17 protein-coding genes and 1 pseudogene are annotated in these 14895 nt (G+C 66.3%); 10 read left to right on the top strand and 8 right to left on the bottom strand.

Features of this window, described 5'->3' with window-relative positions; all coding sequences use genetic code 11:
- Window positions 1–2 precede the first annotated feature (2 nt).
- Both ACYR7D_RS08285 and ACYR7D_RS08290 read left to right on the top strand, forming a co-directional pair.
- The gene (locus ACYR7D_RS08285) at window positions 3–515 is read left to right on the top strand and encodes an ImmA/IrrE family metallo-endopeptidase (protein WP_459550087.1); all 513 of its coding nucleotides are present in this window, start codon (window positions 3–5) and stop codon (window positions 513–515) included.
- Window positions 512–1534 carry a hypothetical protein gene (locus tag ACYR7D_RS08290; RefSeq protein ID WP_459549025.1) on the top strand — a complete coding sequence of 341 codons (1023 nt, stop codon included), beginning with the start codon at window positions 512–514 and terminating at the stop codon, window positions 1532–1534. Before ACYR7D_RS08285 ends, ACYR7D_RS08290 begins: the two co-directional genes overlap by 4 nt.
- A 234-nt stretch (window positions 1535–1768) precedes the next feature.
- Here the strand turns inward: ACYR7D_RS08290 and ACYR7D_RS08295 are convergent, their stop codons facing one another.
- Both ACYR7D_RS08295 and ACYR7D_RS08300 read right to left on the bottom strand, forming a co-directional pair.
- The gene (locus tag ACYR7D_RS08295; RefSeq protein ID WP_011207048.1) at window positions 1769–2185 is read right to left on the bottom strand and encodes a helix-turn-helix domain-containing protein; all 417 of its coding nucleotides are present in this window, start codon (window positions 2183–2185) and stop codon (window positions 1769–1771) included.
- A 434-nt stretch (window positions 2186–2619) separates the two neighbouring features.
- Window positions 2620–3783: a steroid 3-ketoacyl-CoA thiolase gene (locus tag ACYR7D_RS08300; RefSeq protein ID WP_459550088.1), complete on the bottom strand. Its 1164-nt coding sequence runs from the start codon at window positions 3781–3783 to the stop codon at window positions 2620–2622.
- A 158-nt stretch (window positions 3784–3941) separates the two neighbouring features.
- Between ACYR7D_RS08300 and ACYR7D_RS08305 the strand changes: the two genes are divergently transcribed.
- The 3 genes and pseudogenes from ACYR7D_RS08305 to ACYR7D_RS08315 all read left to right on the top strand — a co-directional run bounded on the left by ACYR7D_RS08305 (window position 3942) and on the right by ACYR7D_RS08315 (window position 6019).
- Window positions 3942–5198 carry a cytochrome P450 gene (locus ACYR7D_RS08305; protein ID WP_459550089.1) on the top strand — a complete coding sequence of 419 codons (1257 nt, stop codon included), beginning with the start codon at window positions 3942–3944 and terminating at the stop codon, window positions 5196–5198.
- 302 nt (window positions 5199–5500) lie between these two features.
- Window positions 5501–5767 (top strand): type II toxin-antitoxin system Phd/YefM family antitoxin, encoded by a 267-nt coding sequence (locus ACYR7D_RS08310; protein ID WP_459549026.1) that lies wholly within the window; start codon window positions 5501–5503, stop codon window positions 5765–5767.
- Window positions 5764–6019 (top strand): annotated as a pseudogene (locus tag ACYR7D_RS08315) (Txe/YoeB family addiction module toxin). Before ACYR7D_RS08310 ends, ACYR7D_RS08315 begins: the two are co-directional and overlap by 4 nt.
- Window positions 6020–6041: 22 nt before the next feature.
- On the opposite strand, the gene ACYR7D_RS08320 reads toward ACYR7D_RS08315, so the two are convergent.
- From ACYR7D_RS08320 to ACYR7D_RS08340, 5 genes are read right to left on the bottom strand one after another with little or no spacing between them, the layout of a single operon-like run.
- A complete protein-coding gene (locus ACYR7D_RS08320; RefSeq protein ID WP_459549027.1) occupies window positions 6042–6488 on the bottom strand; it encodes a nuclear transport factor 2 family protein in 447 nt (148 codons plus the stop codon).
- Window positions 6489–6538: 50 nt separating this feature from the next.
- Window positions 6539–7414 carry a TIGR03619 family F420-dependent LLM class oxidoreductase gene (locus ACYR7D_RS08325; RefSeq protein WP_459550090.1) on the bottom strand — a complete coding sequence of 292 codons (876 nt, stop codon included), beginning with the start codon at window positions 7412–7414 and terminating at the stop codon, window positions 6539–6541.
- A 2-nt stretch (window positions 7415–7416) separates the two neighbouring features.
- On the bottom strand, window positions 7417–8583 hold the full coding sequence (locus ACYR7D_RS08330) for a thiolase domain-containing protein (protein ID WP_459549028.1): 1167 nt from the start codon (window positions 8581–8583) through the stop codon (window positions 7417–7419).
- Window positions 8580–9647, bottom strand: coding sequence for a thiolase domain-containing protein (locus ACYR7D_RS08335; RefSeq protein WP_459549029.1), 1068 nt, complete (start codon window positions 9645–9647; stop codon window positions 8580–8582). The genes ACYR7D_RS08330 and ACYR7D_RS08335 overlap by 4 nt, the downstream gene beginning before the upstream one ends.
- A gap of 13 nt (window positions 9648–9660) precedes the next feature.
- The gene (locus tag ACYR7D_RS08340) at window positions 9661–10674 is read right to left on the bottom strand and encodes a Zn-ribbon domain-containing OB-fold protein (protein WP_459549030.1); all 1014 of its coding nucleotides are present in this window, start codon (window positions 10672–10674) and stop codon (window positions 9661–9663) included.
- Window positions 10675–10735: 61 nt separating this feature from the next.
- Between ACYR7D_RS08340 and ACYR7D_RS08345 the strand changes: the two genes are divergently transcribed.
- Window positions 10736–11776: an LLM class F420-dependent oxidoreductase gene (locus tag ACYR7D_RS08345; protein ID WP_459549031.1), complete on the top strand. Its 1041-nt coding sequence runs from the start codon at window positions 10736–10738 to the stop codon at window positions 11774–11776.
- A 97-nt stretch (window positions 11777–11873) separates the two neighbouring features.
- Window positions 11874–12422 carry a hypothetical protein gene (locus ACYR7D_RS08350; protein WP_459549032.1) on the top strand — a complete coding sequence of 183 codons (549 nt, stop codon included), beginning with the start codon at window positions 11874–11876 and terminating at the stop codon, window positions 12420–12422.
- 5 nt (window positions 12423–12427) lie between these two features.
- Here the strand turns inward: ACYR7D_RS08350 and ACYR7D_RS08355 are convergent, their stop codons facing one another.
- On the bottom strand, window positions 12428–12883 hold the full coding sequence (locus tag ACYR7D_RS08355; RefSeq protein ID WP_459549033.1) for a hypothetical protein: 456 nt from the start codon (window positions 12881–12883) through the stop codon (window positions 12428–12430).
- Window positions 12884–13565: 682 nt separating this feature from the next.
- Here ACYR7D_RS08355 and ACYR7D_RS08360 point away from each other — a divergent pair.
- The 3 genes from ACYR7D_RS08360 to ACYR7D_RS08370 are packed head-to-tail and all read left to right on the top strand — an operon-like array spanning window position 13566 to window position 14893.
- Window positions 13566–14444, top strand: a complete 879-nt coding sequence (locus ACYR7D_RS08360; protein WP_459549034.1) for a helix-turn-helix domain-containing protein — start codon at window positions 13566–13568, stop codon at window positions 14442–14444.
- Window positions 14441–14647 carry a DUF397 domain-containing protein gene (locus ACYR7D_RS08365; protein WP_459549035.1) on the top strand — a complete coding sequence of 69 codons (207 nt, stop codon included), beginning with the start codon at window positions 14441–14443 and terminating at the stop codon, window positions 14645–14647. The genes ACYR7D_RS08360 and ACYR7D_RS08365 overlap by 4 nt, the downstream gene beginning before the upstream one ends.
- Before the next feature lie 39 nt (window positions 14648–14686).
- Entirely contained in the window at window positions 14687–14893 is a 207-nt protein-coding gene (locus ACYR7D_RS08370; protein ID WP_459549036.1) for a DUF397 domain-containing protein, read from the top strand.
- Window positions 14894–14895 lie beyond the last annotated feature (2 nt).

Consider the following 14895-nt stretch of genomic DNA (forward strand, 5'->3'; position numbering starts at 1 on the left):
CGATGCCCCGGAACCGGACCCGGAACGCGCGTGCCTATCGCCGGGTCGCCGCCGCGGTCGACGCCGTCTGCGCGATCGCCGCCGATGCCGATGCCGCCACTCTGGAGGAAGTGGTGCACGCGGTGGCCGCCGAACGTGGTCGTCCGATCGAAATCGCCGCTGCCGACCTCGGCCCGGGTATCTGCGGGCAACGGCGCTACTACCCGGCCAAGGACATCATCGTTCTGGCCGGCGCGCTGCCGAGCCGGGACCATACGCTGGCGCACGAGCTGGGGCATATCGTCTTCGACCACGAAGGGGCGCCCGCCACCGAGGTGACGCTCGAGGTGAGCGACGAACTCATCGCCTACATGTTGAGCATGCGCTCCCATCGCACCGCCCTCGAGGACGGTGCGGACGAGCAGGCCGAATGGGAAGCCGAAACGTTCGCGGCCATGCTGATGACGCGCCTGCGCGTACTCGACAGCCGGGGCGCGGGCGTCTCGGTCCTTCGATTCGATGAGGCTCTGGGATGACGTTCTGGCCGACCGCACTGCTGGTCTGGATCGCCGCGGGCGCCCGTGTGGGGCGCGTTCTCGTCAAACCCGCCACCACCGCCCGGGTGGCGATCGTGGTCGCCGTCGCGGCGGTCGCGCTGGCGTGCACTGTCGCGATCCCGGATGTGGCATCGGCCGTCGACAACCTTCTACCGCGCGGGCTGCCGACCGGCCGACTGTCGGAAGGAATGGTGATCGCGGGGTGGCTGTTGTTCGCCACCGCCACCTCGGTGGTCGCCTCGGCGGCCTGGCCGGTGGTGTCGCGCCGTAACCTCCGCCGGATCGCCTGGGGGATCTACGGAATCGGATTCCTGGCGGTTGCCGGGGCGCTGATGTGGTCCGCCACGATCGGATGGGCGGTCACGGCGGTGGCCGGAACCTTCGTTGTCGTCACCGGTCTGCGTAATTCGAGCTGGACCGCGCTCGGCCGCGGGATCACCCTCTACATCACGGGGACCGCGCTGGTGGTGCTCTTGGCAACCGGTCATATCCGGCGTGGGCTCACCGGCGCGCCCCGGGCCGATCCGGGACAGCCGGGCTGGGCCTGGCCGGGGTGGCAGCTCGCGGCGCTGCTGATCTCGTTCGGGGCGGTCTGGATCGTGGTCGAGATGTGGGTGCGTGCCCGATTGCTCCTGCGGCGGGTGCGAACCCTGCACGAGGTGCTGGTGCGGCGTTTCCCGGAAGTCGTACAGGAGGAAACCGGCACATCGACCCAGCTCGAGGCATCGGACCGGGTGGCGCAGATCATGGACGCGCTGTACCTGCAGTCGGGTGGCGGGGTCGAACTCGCCGCGGCCGGGGAGCCACCCGCCGGTATCGCCGCGCGAGCCGGGCGGGTGGCGGAATGGGTCCGATATCCGCTCGGGCCGGTGGTGGTGGATGCGCGGTGGATCGCCCCGCCGGAGGGCCTCAGTCCGCACGGTTGGGTTCAGGCGATTGCTAGGGCTTTCGAGGCGCAGTCGAAACCTGTTGAGCGACCGGAGACGGCGATTCGCTAGTTGCCCAGGGTATGCGGTGAATCCGTTACGTCACTGTGATTGTGCCCTGGACCGACCGTGAATCATGCCGGACGGTCGGTCCGTATTCTTGTTTCACCACAGATGTTCAGGTGGGGCGGTGGCGCCGCCGGAGGAATTCGTACCGTCGGCCAGAAGTGGGGGTCGCTATTTCCTCCGTGCGCGAGCGAGCGCGGTGCGACCCGCATGGGATCGCACCGCGCCCGCTGTCTACGACTATTCCGTCCCGTCCGGCGGGATTTCGGGCAGTCCCTCGCTCGCGCGCAGTTTCTCCGCCATGGAGGTGAGTAGATTCTGCGACTCCTCGGAGAGGTCGAAGGCCCGGCTGGAGAGCCTGCGAAGACCGTAACCCTGCAGCTGCGAGAGGAGTTCGAGATCGTGATCGATCTTCGCGGCGTAGATGTCGTTGAAGAAGTAGTCGGGCTTCACCTTGAAGAACTTCGCCAGTGCGGCGACCGTCTCATCGGAAGGATTCGTCCGCTGCCCCGACCGTAGTTGCGATAGATACGGTTTGGAGATCGGATGACCGGATGCCGTCAAAGCGGCCGCTACCTCTGCATTGGTGTGCGGCTTGCGCCCCGGGGGATGCACGGTTTCGAACAGCTTGTTCAGCCGCGCCGCGAAATCAGCCATTGTGAGCCGCCCAATTCCCTTCACTGTACTAACAGTCGTTATCTCGGATACCTATCATTGATATTAGCGGCTCAGTAACTGAAAACCTACGCCTGAATCAGGATTTCCTTGAAGCTTCTAGGTGTGTATCAGGAGAAGTGGACCGCGGTATCGCGTTTGCGGGTTGCCCGCACGGAACTTGTGTACTCCTGATACCCCCAGGTAGCCGCCCGTCCCGGGGGTCTTCCCGGGCGGTTGGCGAGTAGCCTTCGGATAGCTGGTATCCCTTCCAGGAGGCCGTGCTTGCCATTGTGTGGCGTACGACACGTCTCCTGAAATCTGAGATGAACCTTCAACTTACAGTGTGGAATTGGTGATGCGCCGGGCGGCCCGTGTCGTGACGTTGCACAACCGCTGCCGATCCGGCGCATCTCCGGAATACGGAATTCGCGACGCTACAGACGTTCGATGATCGTTCCTGTCGCGAGTGCGCCACCGGCGCACATGAGCACCATTGCGATGCTGCGGTCGGACCGCTCCAATTCGTGCAGAGCGGTGGTGATGAGACGCGATCCCGTGGATCCGACCGGATGGCCGAGCGCGATCGCGCCGCCGTTGACATTCACTCGGTCCATATCGGGTCGGTGCACACTCGCCCAGGACAGCGCCACCGATGCGAAGGCCTCGTTGATTTCGAACAGATCGATATCACCGATGCTCATACCCGAGCGCTCCAGTAGCCGGGTGCATGCCTGGACCGGGCCGTCGAGATGGAACTCGGGCTCGGCGCCGACCAGGCACTGGGTCACCACCCGGGCCCGTGGCCGCAAACCTTCACGCGCGGCGGCTTTTTCCTCCATCAGCAGTACGGCGGCCGCGCCGTCGGAGATCTGCGAAGAGGTGCCGGCGGTGTGGATGCCCCCCTCCAGTACCGGCTTCAGTTTCGCCAAATTCTCCAGCGAGGTCTCGCGCAGGCCCTGATCCCGGTTCACCTCCTGCTTCTCGCCGGTGGGGTTGCCCTCTTTGTCGACCACCGGCGCGGTGATCGAGAGCACCTCCCGGTCGAACCGCCCTTCGGCCCAGGCCTGCGCGGCGAGCCGCTGCGATCGCACGCCGAGCGCATCCACGTCCTCGCGAGTGATACCGCGCCGCTTGGCGATCCGTTCGGCGGCCTCGAACTGATTGGGCATATCGATATCCCAGGCCGCGGGCCGGCGGGGGCCGGCGTGCTCGCCGACATTGGCGCCCAGCGGTACCTGGCTCATCGCCTCGACGCCGCACGCGATCCCGATATCGATGGCGTCACCGGCGATCAGGCCGGCGATCAGATGGTTGGCCTGCTGGGCCGAACCGCACTGGCAGTCGATCGTGGTGGCGCCCACCTGCCACGGCAGGCCCGCGTTGAGCCATGCGGTGCGGGTGACGTTGTTGGACTGCGCGCCCGCCTGGGTGACGCAGCCGCCGATGACCTGCTCGACCTTGGCCGGGTCGAGGTGGGCGCGATCGAGGAGTCCGCGTTGGGCCAGACCGAGGATCTCGGCGGCGTGTAGCCCGGACAACCAGCCGTTGCGTTTGCCGATGGGGGTACGAGCTGCCTCGACGATAACGGGAGTGCCCATCATGAACCTTTCGCTTCGGACATAAAACTGTAACGTGTTCCGCGCACAGGAAACGGGGGTATCTATCCGGTTTCTTTCCTCGTTCTCCCGCCTGTGCTTCAATGATTGTAGAACGTGTTTCAGTTTGTCGAAGGAGACATCTGGTGGTGGATACGCGCATGGCCCGGCCGAACCTGCCGGAGGGGTTCGACGTCACAGACCCCGATATGTACATGCAGCGGGTGCCGGTCGAGGAGTTCGCCGAACTGCGGCGCACCGCACCGATCTGGTGGCAGAAGAAGTCCCCGGAGGTGGGGGGATTCCACGACGACGGCTTCTGGGTCGTCAGCAAACATGCCGACGTCAAGGAGGTCTCGCGACGCAGCGATGTGTTCTCGACCTACGAGAACACGGCCTTGCCGCGCTTCAACGACGATATCGAGCGTGAGCAGATCGAACTGCAGCGTTTCATCCTGCTGAACATGGACCCGCCCGAGCACACCCGGATGCGCAAGATCATTTCGCGCGGGTTCACCCCCCGTGCGATCAATTCCCTGCGGGAAGAGCTGTCGAAGCGGACCGAGGCCATCGTCAAGGCCGCCGCCGAGGCCGGGTCCGGCGACTTCGTCACCCAGATCGCCTGTGAACTGCCCCTGCAGGCGATCGCCGAACTGATCGGAGTCCCGCAGGAAGACCGGATGAAGGTGTTCACCTGGTCCAACGAGATGACCGGTTACGACGATCCGGAAATCGATGTGGACCCGGTGCAGGCGTCCACCGAGCTGCTCGGTTACGCCTACATGATGGCCGAGGCCCGCAAGGCCTGTCCGGCCGACGATATCGTCACCACCCTGGTCGAAGCCGATATCGACGGCGACAAACTCAGCCCCGAGGAATTCGGTTTCTTCGTGATGCTGCTGGCGGTCGCGGGTAACGAGACCACCCGCAATGCCATCACCCACGGCATGATCGCCTTCCTGGAGAACCCGGACCAGTGGGAGCTCTACAAGAAGGAGCGCCCGAAGACCGCGGCCGACGAGATCATCCGGTGGGCCAGCCCCATCACCACCTTCCAGCGCACCGCGCTCGAGGACACCGAACTCGGTGGAGTGCAGATCAAGAAGGGCCAGCGGGTGCTGATGCTGTACCGGTCGGCGAACTTCGACGAGGACGTCTTCGAGAATCCGATGAAGTTCGACATCATGCGCGAGAACAACCCGCACGTCGCCTTCGGTGGTACCGGTGCGCACTACTGCATCGGCGCCAACCTGGCCAAACTGGAGATCGACCTGATCTTCAACGCGATCGCCGACCATATGCCCGATATCACCAAGCTGGGCGACCCCAAGCGCCTGCGCTCGGGCTGGCTGAACGGCATCAAGGAATTCCAGGTCGACTACAAGACCTGCCCGGTCACCGGTAAGACCACCAGCTGAGCTGTGTTTATTCGGCGGCGCCTGCGGCGCCGCGGGGTCGAGCCCTCTCGGCGTCGTGCTTCAGCACTCGAGACTCGCGCCTACGGCGCATGCGCTTCGAGTGCTGAAGCACGACGCGGGCTCAACCCTTCGGGGGCCTCGCTGGACTCGGCGCCGCGGCGCGGTCCTCGGGGGATTTCTTGCCGATCCGATATAGCGGACATTCTGTTTGCCCGACGGCTCGGTGCTGGTGCGGTCGGGTGATCGGCCGCTCGTACCATAATGCGGTACCATTTGGTGGCGACGCAGGAGAGGAACCGCCGATGACCAGCATGTCCGCCAGCGAAGCGCGTGCCAGCTTGTACCCGCTCATCGAACAGGTCAATGACGACGCTGTCGCCATCCACATCACCAGCCGCAAGGGCAATGCCGTACTGATCTCCGAAGACGAGTACAACTCCCTTCGCGAGACCCTCTACCTGATGCGTTCCCCCGCCAATGCCGCACGCCTCGCCCAGGGCATCGCTCAGCTCGAAGCCGGTGAGTCCGTCGAGGTGAGCATGGAGGAGCTTTCGGACGAGCTCGAATGAAAGTCACCTTCGCAAAGGTCGCGTTCGAAGACCTCGACCACTGGATTGCGACCGATCGCAAGACGGCATTGCGCATCGTACGCCTGATCAACGATATCGGGCCGTGACCCTTTCACCGGCCTGGGCAAGCCCGAGCCGCTGAAAGGCGACAAGTCCGGATACTGGTCGCGCCGGATCAACGATGAACATCGCCTGGTCTATGCCGTCTCGGGAGACAGCATCCTCATAGCGCAGGCTCGCTACCACTACTGAGCGCAGGAGTGAAGACCCGGAACTACGCGGGGCCCGTGGCACCGGAGGCGTCGCCATCGACACGGCCGGCGGTGGCCATGGCCCGGTCCACTTCCCAGAACGCGCGTAGCGCCAGGATCTTTCCGGCCTCGTCGACCTTGTAGGTGAACACACCTTCGGCGTCGATGCTGTATCCCCCGACGATGCTGCGGATCGTGCCGGTGAAGGCCACCTCCGCACCGCAGGCGAAGGAATCGCCGAACCGGAATTCGATGGATTCGGTGCCGGCGATGGCCTTGTCCCAGAACGCGGCGATGGCCTCCGGGCCGCGGTGGCCTTTACCCTCCGGGTCGAACCCGGACGGGCCGATGGGGTCCTCCACGATGCCGTCCGCCGCGAACAAAGCGAGCCAGGCCGCTTTGTCCCGGGCCCGGACCGCGGCCTGGGAAGCCAGACCGGCCGCACGCGCGGGATGTTCGTCGCTGCTCATGGGTTCCTCTCGACGGGCCGGGCGCCGCGCGGAGGGCGGCGCCCGGACGCTCAGGTGATCGGGTTGCGGATGTTCTCCTCGGCGAACGCACGCAGCGCGTCCTTCTTCGCCTCGAGTTCGCCGTCGAATCCGATACCGGCGGCCAGCCAGGGCACCACGATCGCGTCGGTGACACCGGCGTCGTACTGCTCCTGATAGCCGTCCCGGCCGAACTTGTCGATACAGACCGCCTGGATCTCGAACGGCGCATCGGCCCGCCCGTACTCCGCCCGCAGTTCACCCAGGCGCGCGATGGTGGTCTGCAGATCGGCGAACTTCATCATGGCCGAGGTCCAGCCGTCGCCCACCTTGGCCGCCCGCCGCAGCGCCACATCGGTATGACCACCGATATAGAACGGGACCGGTTCGCTCGGCGCGGGGCTCATCTGCAGTTCGTCGAAATCGAAGAACTCGCCGTGGTATTCGACCATTCCGCCGGCCAGGACCCGCTTGATGACCTCGATCATCTCGTCGACCCGGGCGCCGCGGCGCGCATACGGCACCCCGCACCATTCGAATTCCTCCGGTGCCCAGCCGATTCCCACACCGAACCCGAACCGGTTACCGCTCAGATTGGCCACCGAACCCACCTGCCGGGCCAGCAGCAGCGGATTGCGGGAGCCGAGTTTGAGCACATTGGTGTAGAAGCGCAGCCGGGTGGTGACCGCCGCCATGGCGGTGGCGGCGATGAGCGGATCCACCCACGGGGTCTCCGGACCCCAGAACCGGCTGCCGTCCGGGGTGTAGGGATACTTCGCCGCCTGGGATTTCATGTAGAACAGCGAATCCGGTAGCGCGATGGAGGTGAATCCCACCTCCTCGGCCGTGCGGGCGAGTTCGGGCAGCTGATCCAGTGGGCTCAGCGCGATTCCCAGACTGAACTTCAGTGTCATCGGCGTTCCGATCCCACGACCCACATCGAAAAGTACTGCGAACCACCGCCGTAGGCGTGGCCCAGCGCTTTGCGCGCGTTCTCGACCTGGTAGTCGCCGGCCCGGCCCATCACCTGTTTGGCGGCCTCGGCGAACCGGATCATGCCGGAGGCGCCGATCGGGTTGGAGGAGAGCACCCCGCCCGAGGGATTCACCGGCAGCATGCCGCCGATCTCGGTTTCGCCTTTGTCGGTGAGCTTCCAGCCGTCACCGGGTGCGGCGAAGCCCAGGTTCTCCAGCCACATCGGCTCGAACCAGGAGAACGGCACGTAGATCTCGGCGGCGTCGATCTCGGCGAGCGGGTCGGTGATCCCGGCCTGCGCCCACAGGGCCGCTGCCGCTGCCTGCCCGGCCTGCGGATTCACCTGGTCACGGCCGGCGTAGGCGAGCGGCTCGGTGCGCATGGCGGTGGCGTGGATCCAGCCCACCTTCTTCCCGGACGCTTCCGCCGCGGCCGCCGATTCCTCTCCGCCGATGACCACGGCGCAGGCGCCGTCGGAAGACGGGCAGGTCTCGTCGAACCGGATCGGATCCCACAGCATCTGGGAGGCCAGCACCTCTTCGACGGTTTTATCGCCCTGTTTGAGATGCGCGTGCGGATTCTTGGCTCCGTTGCGCCGGTCCTTGGCCGCCACCATGGCGCCCACGTGCAGGGGCGCGTTCGATCGCCGTATGTAGGAGCGCACATGGGGTGCGAAATAGCCGCCCGCGCCCGCCCCGACCGGCATGGTGAACGGCACCGGGATCGACAGGGCCCACATGGCGTTCGATTCCGACTGTTTCTCCCAGGCGATGGCGAGCACCCGCTCGTGCACGCCGCCCTGCACCATATTGGCGGCCACGCAGGCGGTCGATCCGCCCACCGAGCCCGCGGTGTGCACCCGTAGCAGCGGTTTTCCGGGGGCACCCAGCGCATCGGCCAGGTACAGCTCCGGCATCATCACGCCCTCGAACATATCGGGGGCCTTGCCGATGACTATGGCGTCGATATCGGCCATCGTCAGTTCCGCATCGGCCAGGGCCCGGTCGATGGCCTCGCGGCACATCCCGGCCATCGAGACATCGCTGCGCTTCGCTACGTGATGGGTTTGTCCGGTGCCCAGCACCGCGGCGGGGAAACTCATCGGCGGGCCTCCGAATCCAGTACGGTCACAAGGTTCTGCTGCAGGGCCGGGCCGCTGGTGGCATGAGCCAGGGTGCGGTCGGCGGTGCCCGCCATGATGGGCAGGGCGGCGTAGCCGATGCGCTCCAACCCGGTGGCGAACATGGGGTTGCCGGCCAGCGCGCCGCCGGACGGGTTCACCGAGGTCTCCGGTTTCAGGCCGAGAGCTTCGGCGAGGATGAGCTGCTGGTGGCTGAACGGCGCGTGCAGTTCGGCCACATCGATACCGCTGGTATCGCCGTTGGTCACCGCCTGCCCGGCGGCCGCGGCCGAGGGCGAGGTGGTCAGATCGCGGGCACCCAGCACAGCGGAATCGATCCGGTGCGCCATCCCGGTGATCCACGCGGGACGTTCGCACAGTTCGCGGGCACGGTCACCGGTGGCCAGTACGATCGCCGCCGCGCCGTCGGTGATCGGCGCGCAATCGTGGGCCCGCAGCGGGTCCGCGACATACGGCGCGGCCAGCAGGTCGTCCACCGGAGTGCCGTCGACGGTGTGGGCGGCCGAGACGGCGGCCATATCCCGTTCGGTCCAGCGGCCCGCGTCCAGTCCGGCACGTGCTTGCAGCCCGGCGATGGACAGCGAATCGGGCCAGAGCGGAGTGACCAGGTAGGGGTCGAGCTGGGTGGACAGCACCTGGCGCAGGGTGCTCGCGGAGGACTTCCCGAAACCGTAGACCAGGGCGGTGCTCGCCTGCCCGGAACGCAGTTTCACCCAGGCCTCGTACAGCGCCCAGGCGGCGTCCATTTCCACGTGGGATTCGTTGATCGGGGGCACGGCGCCGATCGAGTCGATCGCGGAGATGAAGGAGAAGGACCGTCCGGCCAGGTAGTCGGAGGATCCGGAGCACCAGAAGCCGATATCGGATTTGCTGATGCCCAGCTGGTCGTAGAGCTGCTGGAAACAGGGCACCAGCATCTCGACCCCGTTGGTGGTGCCGTAGGTCTCCGGCACATGCGGGGCGTGCGCGAAGCCGATGACGGCGATCTCGGTGGCGTTGTCGATGGAACGCTCGGTGATGGTCACGCGGGGAGCCCTCTCACAGGTGATGCTTGTAGGTGTCGTAGTCGGCATCCGGCTCGCCGGTCGGCGCGAAGTGGTCGATATTGGCCATGGTGTAGTCCCACTCCTCGCGGGGCTTCCAGACCGCCTTGACCCGCATACCCATCCGCACCTCGCTCGCCTCGCAGCCGAGCACCAGGTGCAGGAAGGGGATATCGGCGCCGTCGAGCAGGATGTAGGCCGCCACGTACGGGGGCTTGATCCGCTGGCCGAGGAACGGCACGTTCACGATGCAGAAGGTGGTGACGATCCCGGTATCGGGCAGTTCCACCGTATCCCCGGTGGAGCGCCCGTCGACCGGGTCGGCGCCGCGCGGCGGGAAGTACACCTTGCTGTTCGCGTCCGCCCGCCCGCCGATGAGCTTGCCCTCTTTCAGGCCGCGCAGGAAAGTGCTCTCCTCGGGGGAGGCGGTGTGCTTGTAGTCCATCGCGATCGGCGTGGTGATCATGGTGACCGGTTCGGCGTCCGACGCCGGGAGGCTCGGTGCCGTCGGCTGGTCACCGGGCTCGAAGCAGGCGATGTCGTGGATGGTGCCGGTGGTCTCCGCGGCCCAGCGCGCCGTGACGCGCATCCCCGTGCTCATCTGCTCGGGGGCCTCCACGTCCACCGCGTGCAGCAGCGCCGTATCGGCGCCGTCGAGCCGGATGAGCGCGTAGGCGAACGGCCGGTCGAACGGCTGGCCCGGGAGCGGATCACGGACCCAGCTCCACGATTCGACGGTGCCCGTGGGGGCTACCTCCACGAATTCGGTCAGCGGTTCGGCGGTCACCGGGTCGTATTCGGCCGGGGGCACCAGGACCCGGCCGTCGGAGCCGCGGATCCCGAACACGCGGCGCTCGCGGAGGCCGGTAAGGAACTTGCCGATGATGGGCCCCACGGAGCGGGTGTAGTCGAACTGCATCCGCAGGGGCGCACTGAGCACATCGCTCGGTTTCAGTCCCGGCGGGCGTTCCTGCGTAATTACCGTGGGTGCAGTATTCCCCTGAGTCACGATATCGAGTAGAACAGGTTCTTATTCTGCTGGCAAGCAGTAGGCCGGAAAGGGGTCGGTTGTGAAGTTCGGATTGCAACTCGGGTACTGGAGCGCGGCGCCGCCGGAGCATGCCGCCGAGGTGGTGGTGGCGGCCGAGGAGGCGGGTTTCGACGCGGTGTTCGCCGCCGAATCGTGGGGGTCGGATGCCTTCACTCCACTGGCCTGGTGGGGGTCGGCGACCGAGCGGGTGCGGTTGGGTACCTCGGTGGTGCAGCTGTCCGCCCGGACCCCCACGGCGACCGCCATGCATGCGCTGACCCTGGATCATCTCAGCGGCGGCCGAGCGATTCTCGGCCTCGGCGTCTCCGGTCCGCAGGTGGTGGAGGGCTGGTACGGGCAACCGTTTGCCAAACCATTGCAGCGAACCCGCGAATACGTCGATATCGTGCGCAAGGTGCTGGCCCGCGAGGCGCCGGTGGTCAGCGACGGGCCGAACTACCCGCTGCCCTACACCGGTCCTGGAGCTACCGGCCTGGGTAAACCGCTCAAGCCGATAACCCACCCGTTACGTGCGGACCTGCCGATCTGGCTGGGTGCCGAAGGGCCGAAGAACGTGGCGCTCACAGCGGAGATCGCCGACGGCTGGCTCGCGATCTACTACACGCCGCGCATGGCCGGCGTCTACGACGAATGGCTCGACGAGGGGTTCGCGCGGCCGGGTGCCCGGCGTTCGCGGGAGGACTTCGAGATCGCTGCCACCGCCCAGGTGATCATCACCGACGACCCCGCCACCGAGATCGAACGGCTGCGCTGGATCACCTCCCTCTACATCGGCGGTATGGGGGCGCCGGAGCTCAACTTCCATGCCCAGGTTTACCGCCGGATGGGCTACGAGAAAGAGGTCGAGGAGATCGGCACCCTGTTCCGGGCGGGCAAGAAGGCCGAGGCCGCGGCCGCGGTACCGGACGAGCTGATACTGGAGACCGCGCTGATCGGCAACGAGGCCCAGGTGCGCGAGCAGATCGGCGTCTGGGAGGCCGCGGGTGTCACCATGCTGCTGGTCTCGGTGCCCGATGTGGAGCAACTGAAGCGTTTGGCGCCGCTGGTCGGTACTCGGTGAACTTGTTCCAGAAAATGCTTCCCTCCGATACCCGCCGGAGGCGCCCGGCGGGTATCGGGTGGCACCCGCGGCGTTGCCGCGCGGTGCGGGAGGGGCGGTGGAGACAGCACGGCAGGCGATCGCTGATTACGCTGCCGACGCGATGAATTCGACGCCCGCCCTGTGGGGACTGGCCTACCGGGTCGACAATATGGTTTCCGCTGTTCTATCGACGAAGAACGGGATGCCGGAGGTCGTGGACGATCCGCAGAGCTGGTGGGTACCCGGGGACTGGTTCGACGGTGACGGGGGAGTGGCGGCGGCGGAGCAGCGTGCCCAGCAGCATATGGCCACCACGTATGTGGACCCGGCGGTTTCCGTGGATGCCCAGGTCCCGGTGCTGCCGCAGCCACGGGACCCGGTCGCGGTGGACGACGGCGGTGGGCAAGCCATCCTCCGGCTCGGTGATTTCCACGCCGCTCACAACCGCCATCGCGCACTGCGATGGTTCGATGTCACCGGCGACGGCCGCTATGTCGAACAACGCAACCGCACCCACCTCGAGCTGCGTCCCGCGAGTACCCGGGGCTTCGGCGCCGTGTTCGCCGGGTGGATCGAACAGGCCGAACGCATGCTCCGCGAAAAAGCGGACGACGCCTACTCGTAACGGGATCACCGGTGATCCTCGACGGTGAGCAGTGACGGATACAGGCCCTTCTCGACGATCCGGATACCGGTCCAGGGGCAGGGAAGCCGGCCGTGCGGGCCGATCCGGCCGGCCCGCACCGCCACGAATTCCCGGCATCCACCGGGGCAGGCGATCGAAGCGATCGGCCCCCGGGGTGTTCTGCCGTGGTGGGTCACTATGCGCAGTTGCCGCGTGGTGATGAACGGCCCGCAACCGCACGGAGGAGCGGTGCGGCGCACCCCCACCCCGATCCACGGGCACAGGCCGGCGACATTGCGGAAGTGCGGTGCGATCCGCCCGCCGGTGACCAGTGCGCCACGCAGGCAGTACAGCGATTCGGGGCACCGGACGACGAGTTCGTCCCCGTCGTGACGGGCGATGGCGAGCGCGGCCAGCGGAACCCAGGGTTCGGTGTGCAGCTCACAGACGTCAACGGTCATGCCGCGGCTCGGGATGGGTTGCGCGGTACCGGGCGATGACTCCATCGACTTCGTGCTGGGTGCGAGGTGGGTATCCGCTCCCGGTGTCGAGGTCGCGCAGGCTTCGGGCAACTCGTTCGAGCACGCCGAGGTCGTAGCATTCGGCTGCCCGCCAGAGTCGCGCCGCCGCCTCATCGGTCCGGCGGTTGGGCATCGTTCGCCGCGGTAGCGCGGGTGCCCACGTCTCGGGCCGCTCGGTGTGGATCCCCGGCATGGTTGCCTCCGATCGTCGATCGATTCTCGTTGGGCCGTGCTTCTGCCGGGTCCCAGTAGAGCGGAGCCACCGGCGATTCCAGCCGCGCGGCGGATAATCCGATCGAATTGATCCGAAAGCCGAGAATGCGATCCGGCGCTCGTCCGGCGATCATCCAGGAATCGAAGCGGGCGCATCCAAAGAAAACGGATGCCGGTTGTGGATATCTGTTCCCTCCGGAATGGATGGATTCCCGGTAGTCCGGGCGGCCCAGCTGCGCCAGGGCGGAACTGTCGTACTCATATGGGACGCTTCTCGGCAGCGCAGTTGTCTTTTCGGCCGGGCCGGTGCGAGTATCGGCCGACCGACACCGGCACGGCGCGTGGGGATGGCCGGATCGGGCCGGCCGGAACGAATTCGAGGGTGTGATCCAGGGGAAAGTAGGTTGTCATGGCAGATATCGGCTCGACCCTCCCGCGTCGCCAAGTGGGGCGATATCTGCGGGACCTACGGCAGGGCGCGGGGCTCACGATCGCGGAACTGGCACGGCGTATCGAACGCGGCGCCACCACCGTCCAACGCCTGGAAACCGGCGCGGCGGAACGCATCCGGCTCTGGGATATCGAGGCGATCTGCCGCGTATGTGGCGCCGACGAGACGACGATCGACGCCCTGAAAGGTCTTGCCCAGCAGGGCAACAGCAAGAGCTGGTGGCATCAGTACGGCGATCTGATCCCGCTGAACTTCGATGTGTATATGGGTCTGGAAGCGGGGGCGCGGAAACTGACGTCGTTTCAGGAGCTCGTCCCCGGATTGTTGCAGACACCGGACTACGCACGGACGCTGACACGGCTCGCGCACCCGTCGGAGCCGGACAGCGAGATCGCTCGGCGAGTCGAGCTACGCGGGCGCCGCCAGATCATGTTGACGAAGAAAAACGATCCTGTTCCGTTCGATGTTCTCTTGGATGAATCGGTGCTGCACAGGGTGATCGGGAGCCGCCGAATCATGGAAGCGCAGCTCCGGTACCTGGCGGATATAGGAACCCGAGCGAACATCGGTATCCGAATCCTCCCGTTCGGCGCCGGTGTGCCCTTGGGAGACCTGACCGGGCCATTCACCATCTTGGACTTCGATGATCCTGCGGGTGCCGGTCCCATCGAGCCATCCGTGGTCTATGCGGAGGGTTACACCGGCGCTATGTACTTCGACGATCTGGAACTCATTGAGCGGTATAGGGGCGCGCATGTGGGCCTGTGGCGGGTAGCGTTGGGTGAGAAGGAAAGCAGGCAGCTGCTTCGCGAGAAGGCAAGGGAGTTCGCACGGTGAGCGTTGATCGATCCGAAACCCGCTGGTTCAAGAGCAGTTACAGCGGCGGCAGCCAGGACTGTGTTGAGGTGGCGTTCATCGAGGGCGATGTGGTGGGTGTGCGTGATTCCAAGGATCGCGGTGGCCCGGCGTTGTCCTTCACCTCCGCGGCCTGGGCCGCTTTCACCGCGAATGCCCGCTTCGGCCGGTTCGACCGGCCGTAGCTCGAAACTGCTTGGGGAAAGGGCAAAGGAGGTCTCCGGGTGAGCGTTGATCGATCCGAAACCCGCTGGTTCAAGAGCAGCTACAGCGGCGGCAGCCGGGACTGTGTCGAGGTGGCGTTCATCGAGGGCGATGTGGTGGGTGTGCGTGATTCCAAGGATCGCGACGGCCCTGCCTTGGCCTTCACCCCCGCGGCTTGGGCAGTCTTCACCGCGAGCGCCCGTTCCGGTCGGTTCGACCGAGCGTAGCC

Source organism: Nocardia sp. X0981 (assembly GCF_977089955.1).

Bases quoted from the DNA above. Each gene is read 5' to 3' on its own strand.
- ACYR7D_RS08290 (WP_459549025.1), top strand. From the start codon at position 512: ATGACGTTCTGGCCGACCGCACTGCTGGTCTGGATCGCCGCGGGCGCC.
- ACYR7D_RS08360 (WP_459549034.1), top strand. From the start codon at position 13,566: ATGGCAGATATCGGCTCGACCCTCCCGCGTCGCCAAGTGGGGCGATAT.
- ACYR7D_RS08285 (WP_459550087.1), top strand. From the start codon at position 3: ATGCCCCGGAACCGGACCCGGAACGCGCGTGCCTATCGCCGGGTCGCC.
- ACYR7D_RS08305 (WP_459550089.1), top strand. From the start codon at position 3,942: ATGGCCCGGCCGAACCTGCCGGAGGGGTTCGACGTCACAGACCCCGAT.
- ACYR7D_RS08300 (WP_459550088.1), bottom strand. From the start codon at position 3,783: ATGGGCACTCCCGTTATCGTCGAGGCAGCTCGTACCCCCATCGGCAAA.
- ACYR7D_RS08355 (WP_459549033.1), bottom strand. From the start codon at position 12,883: ATGACCGTTGACGTCTGTGAGCTGCACACCGAACCCTGGGTTCCGCTG.
- ACYR7D_RS08295 (WP_011207048.1), bottom strand. From the start codon at position 2,185: ATGGCTGATTTCGCGGCGCGGCTGAACAAGCTGTTCGAAACCGTGCAT.
- ACYR7D_RS08320 (WP_459549027.1), bottom strand. From the start codon at position 6,488: ATGAGCAGCGACGAACATCCCGCGCGTGCGGCCGGTCTGGCTTCCCAG.
- ACYR7D_RS08310 (WP_459549026.1), top strand. From the start codon at position 5,501: ATGACCAGCATGTCCGCCAGCGAAGCGCGTGCCAGCTTGTACCCGCTC.
- ACYR7D_RS08330 (WP_459549028.1), bottom strand. From the start codon at position 8,583: ATGAGTTTCCCCGCCGCGGTGCTGGGCACCGGACAAACCCATCACGTA.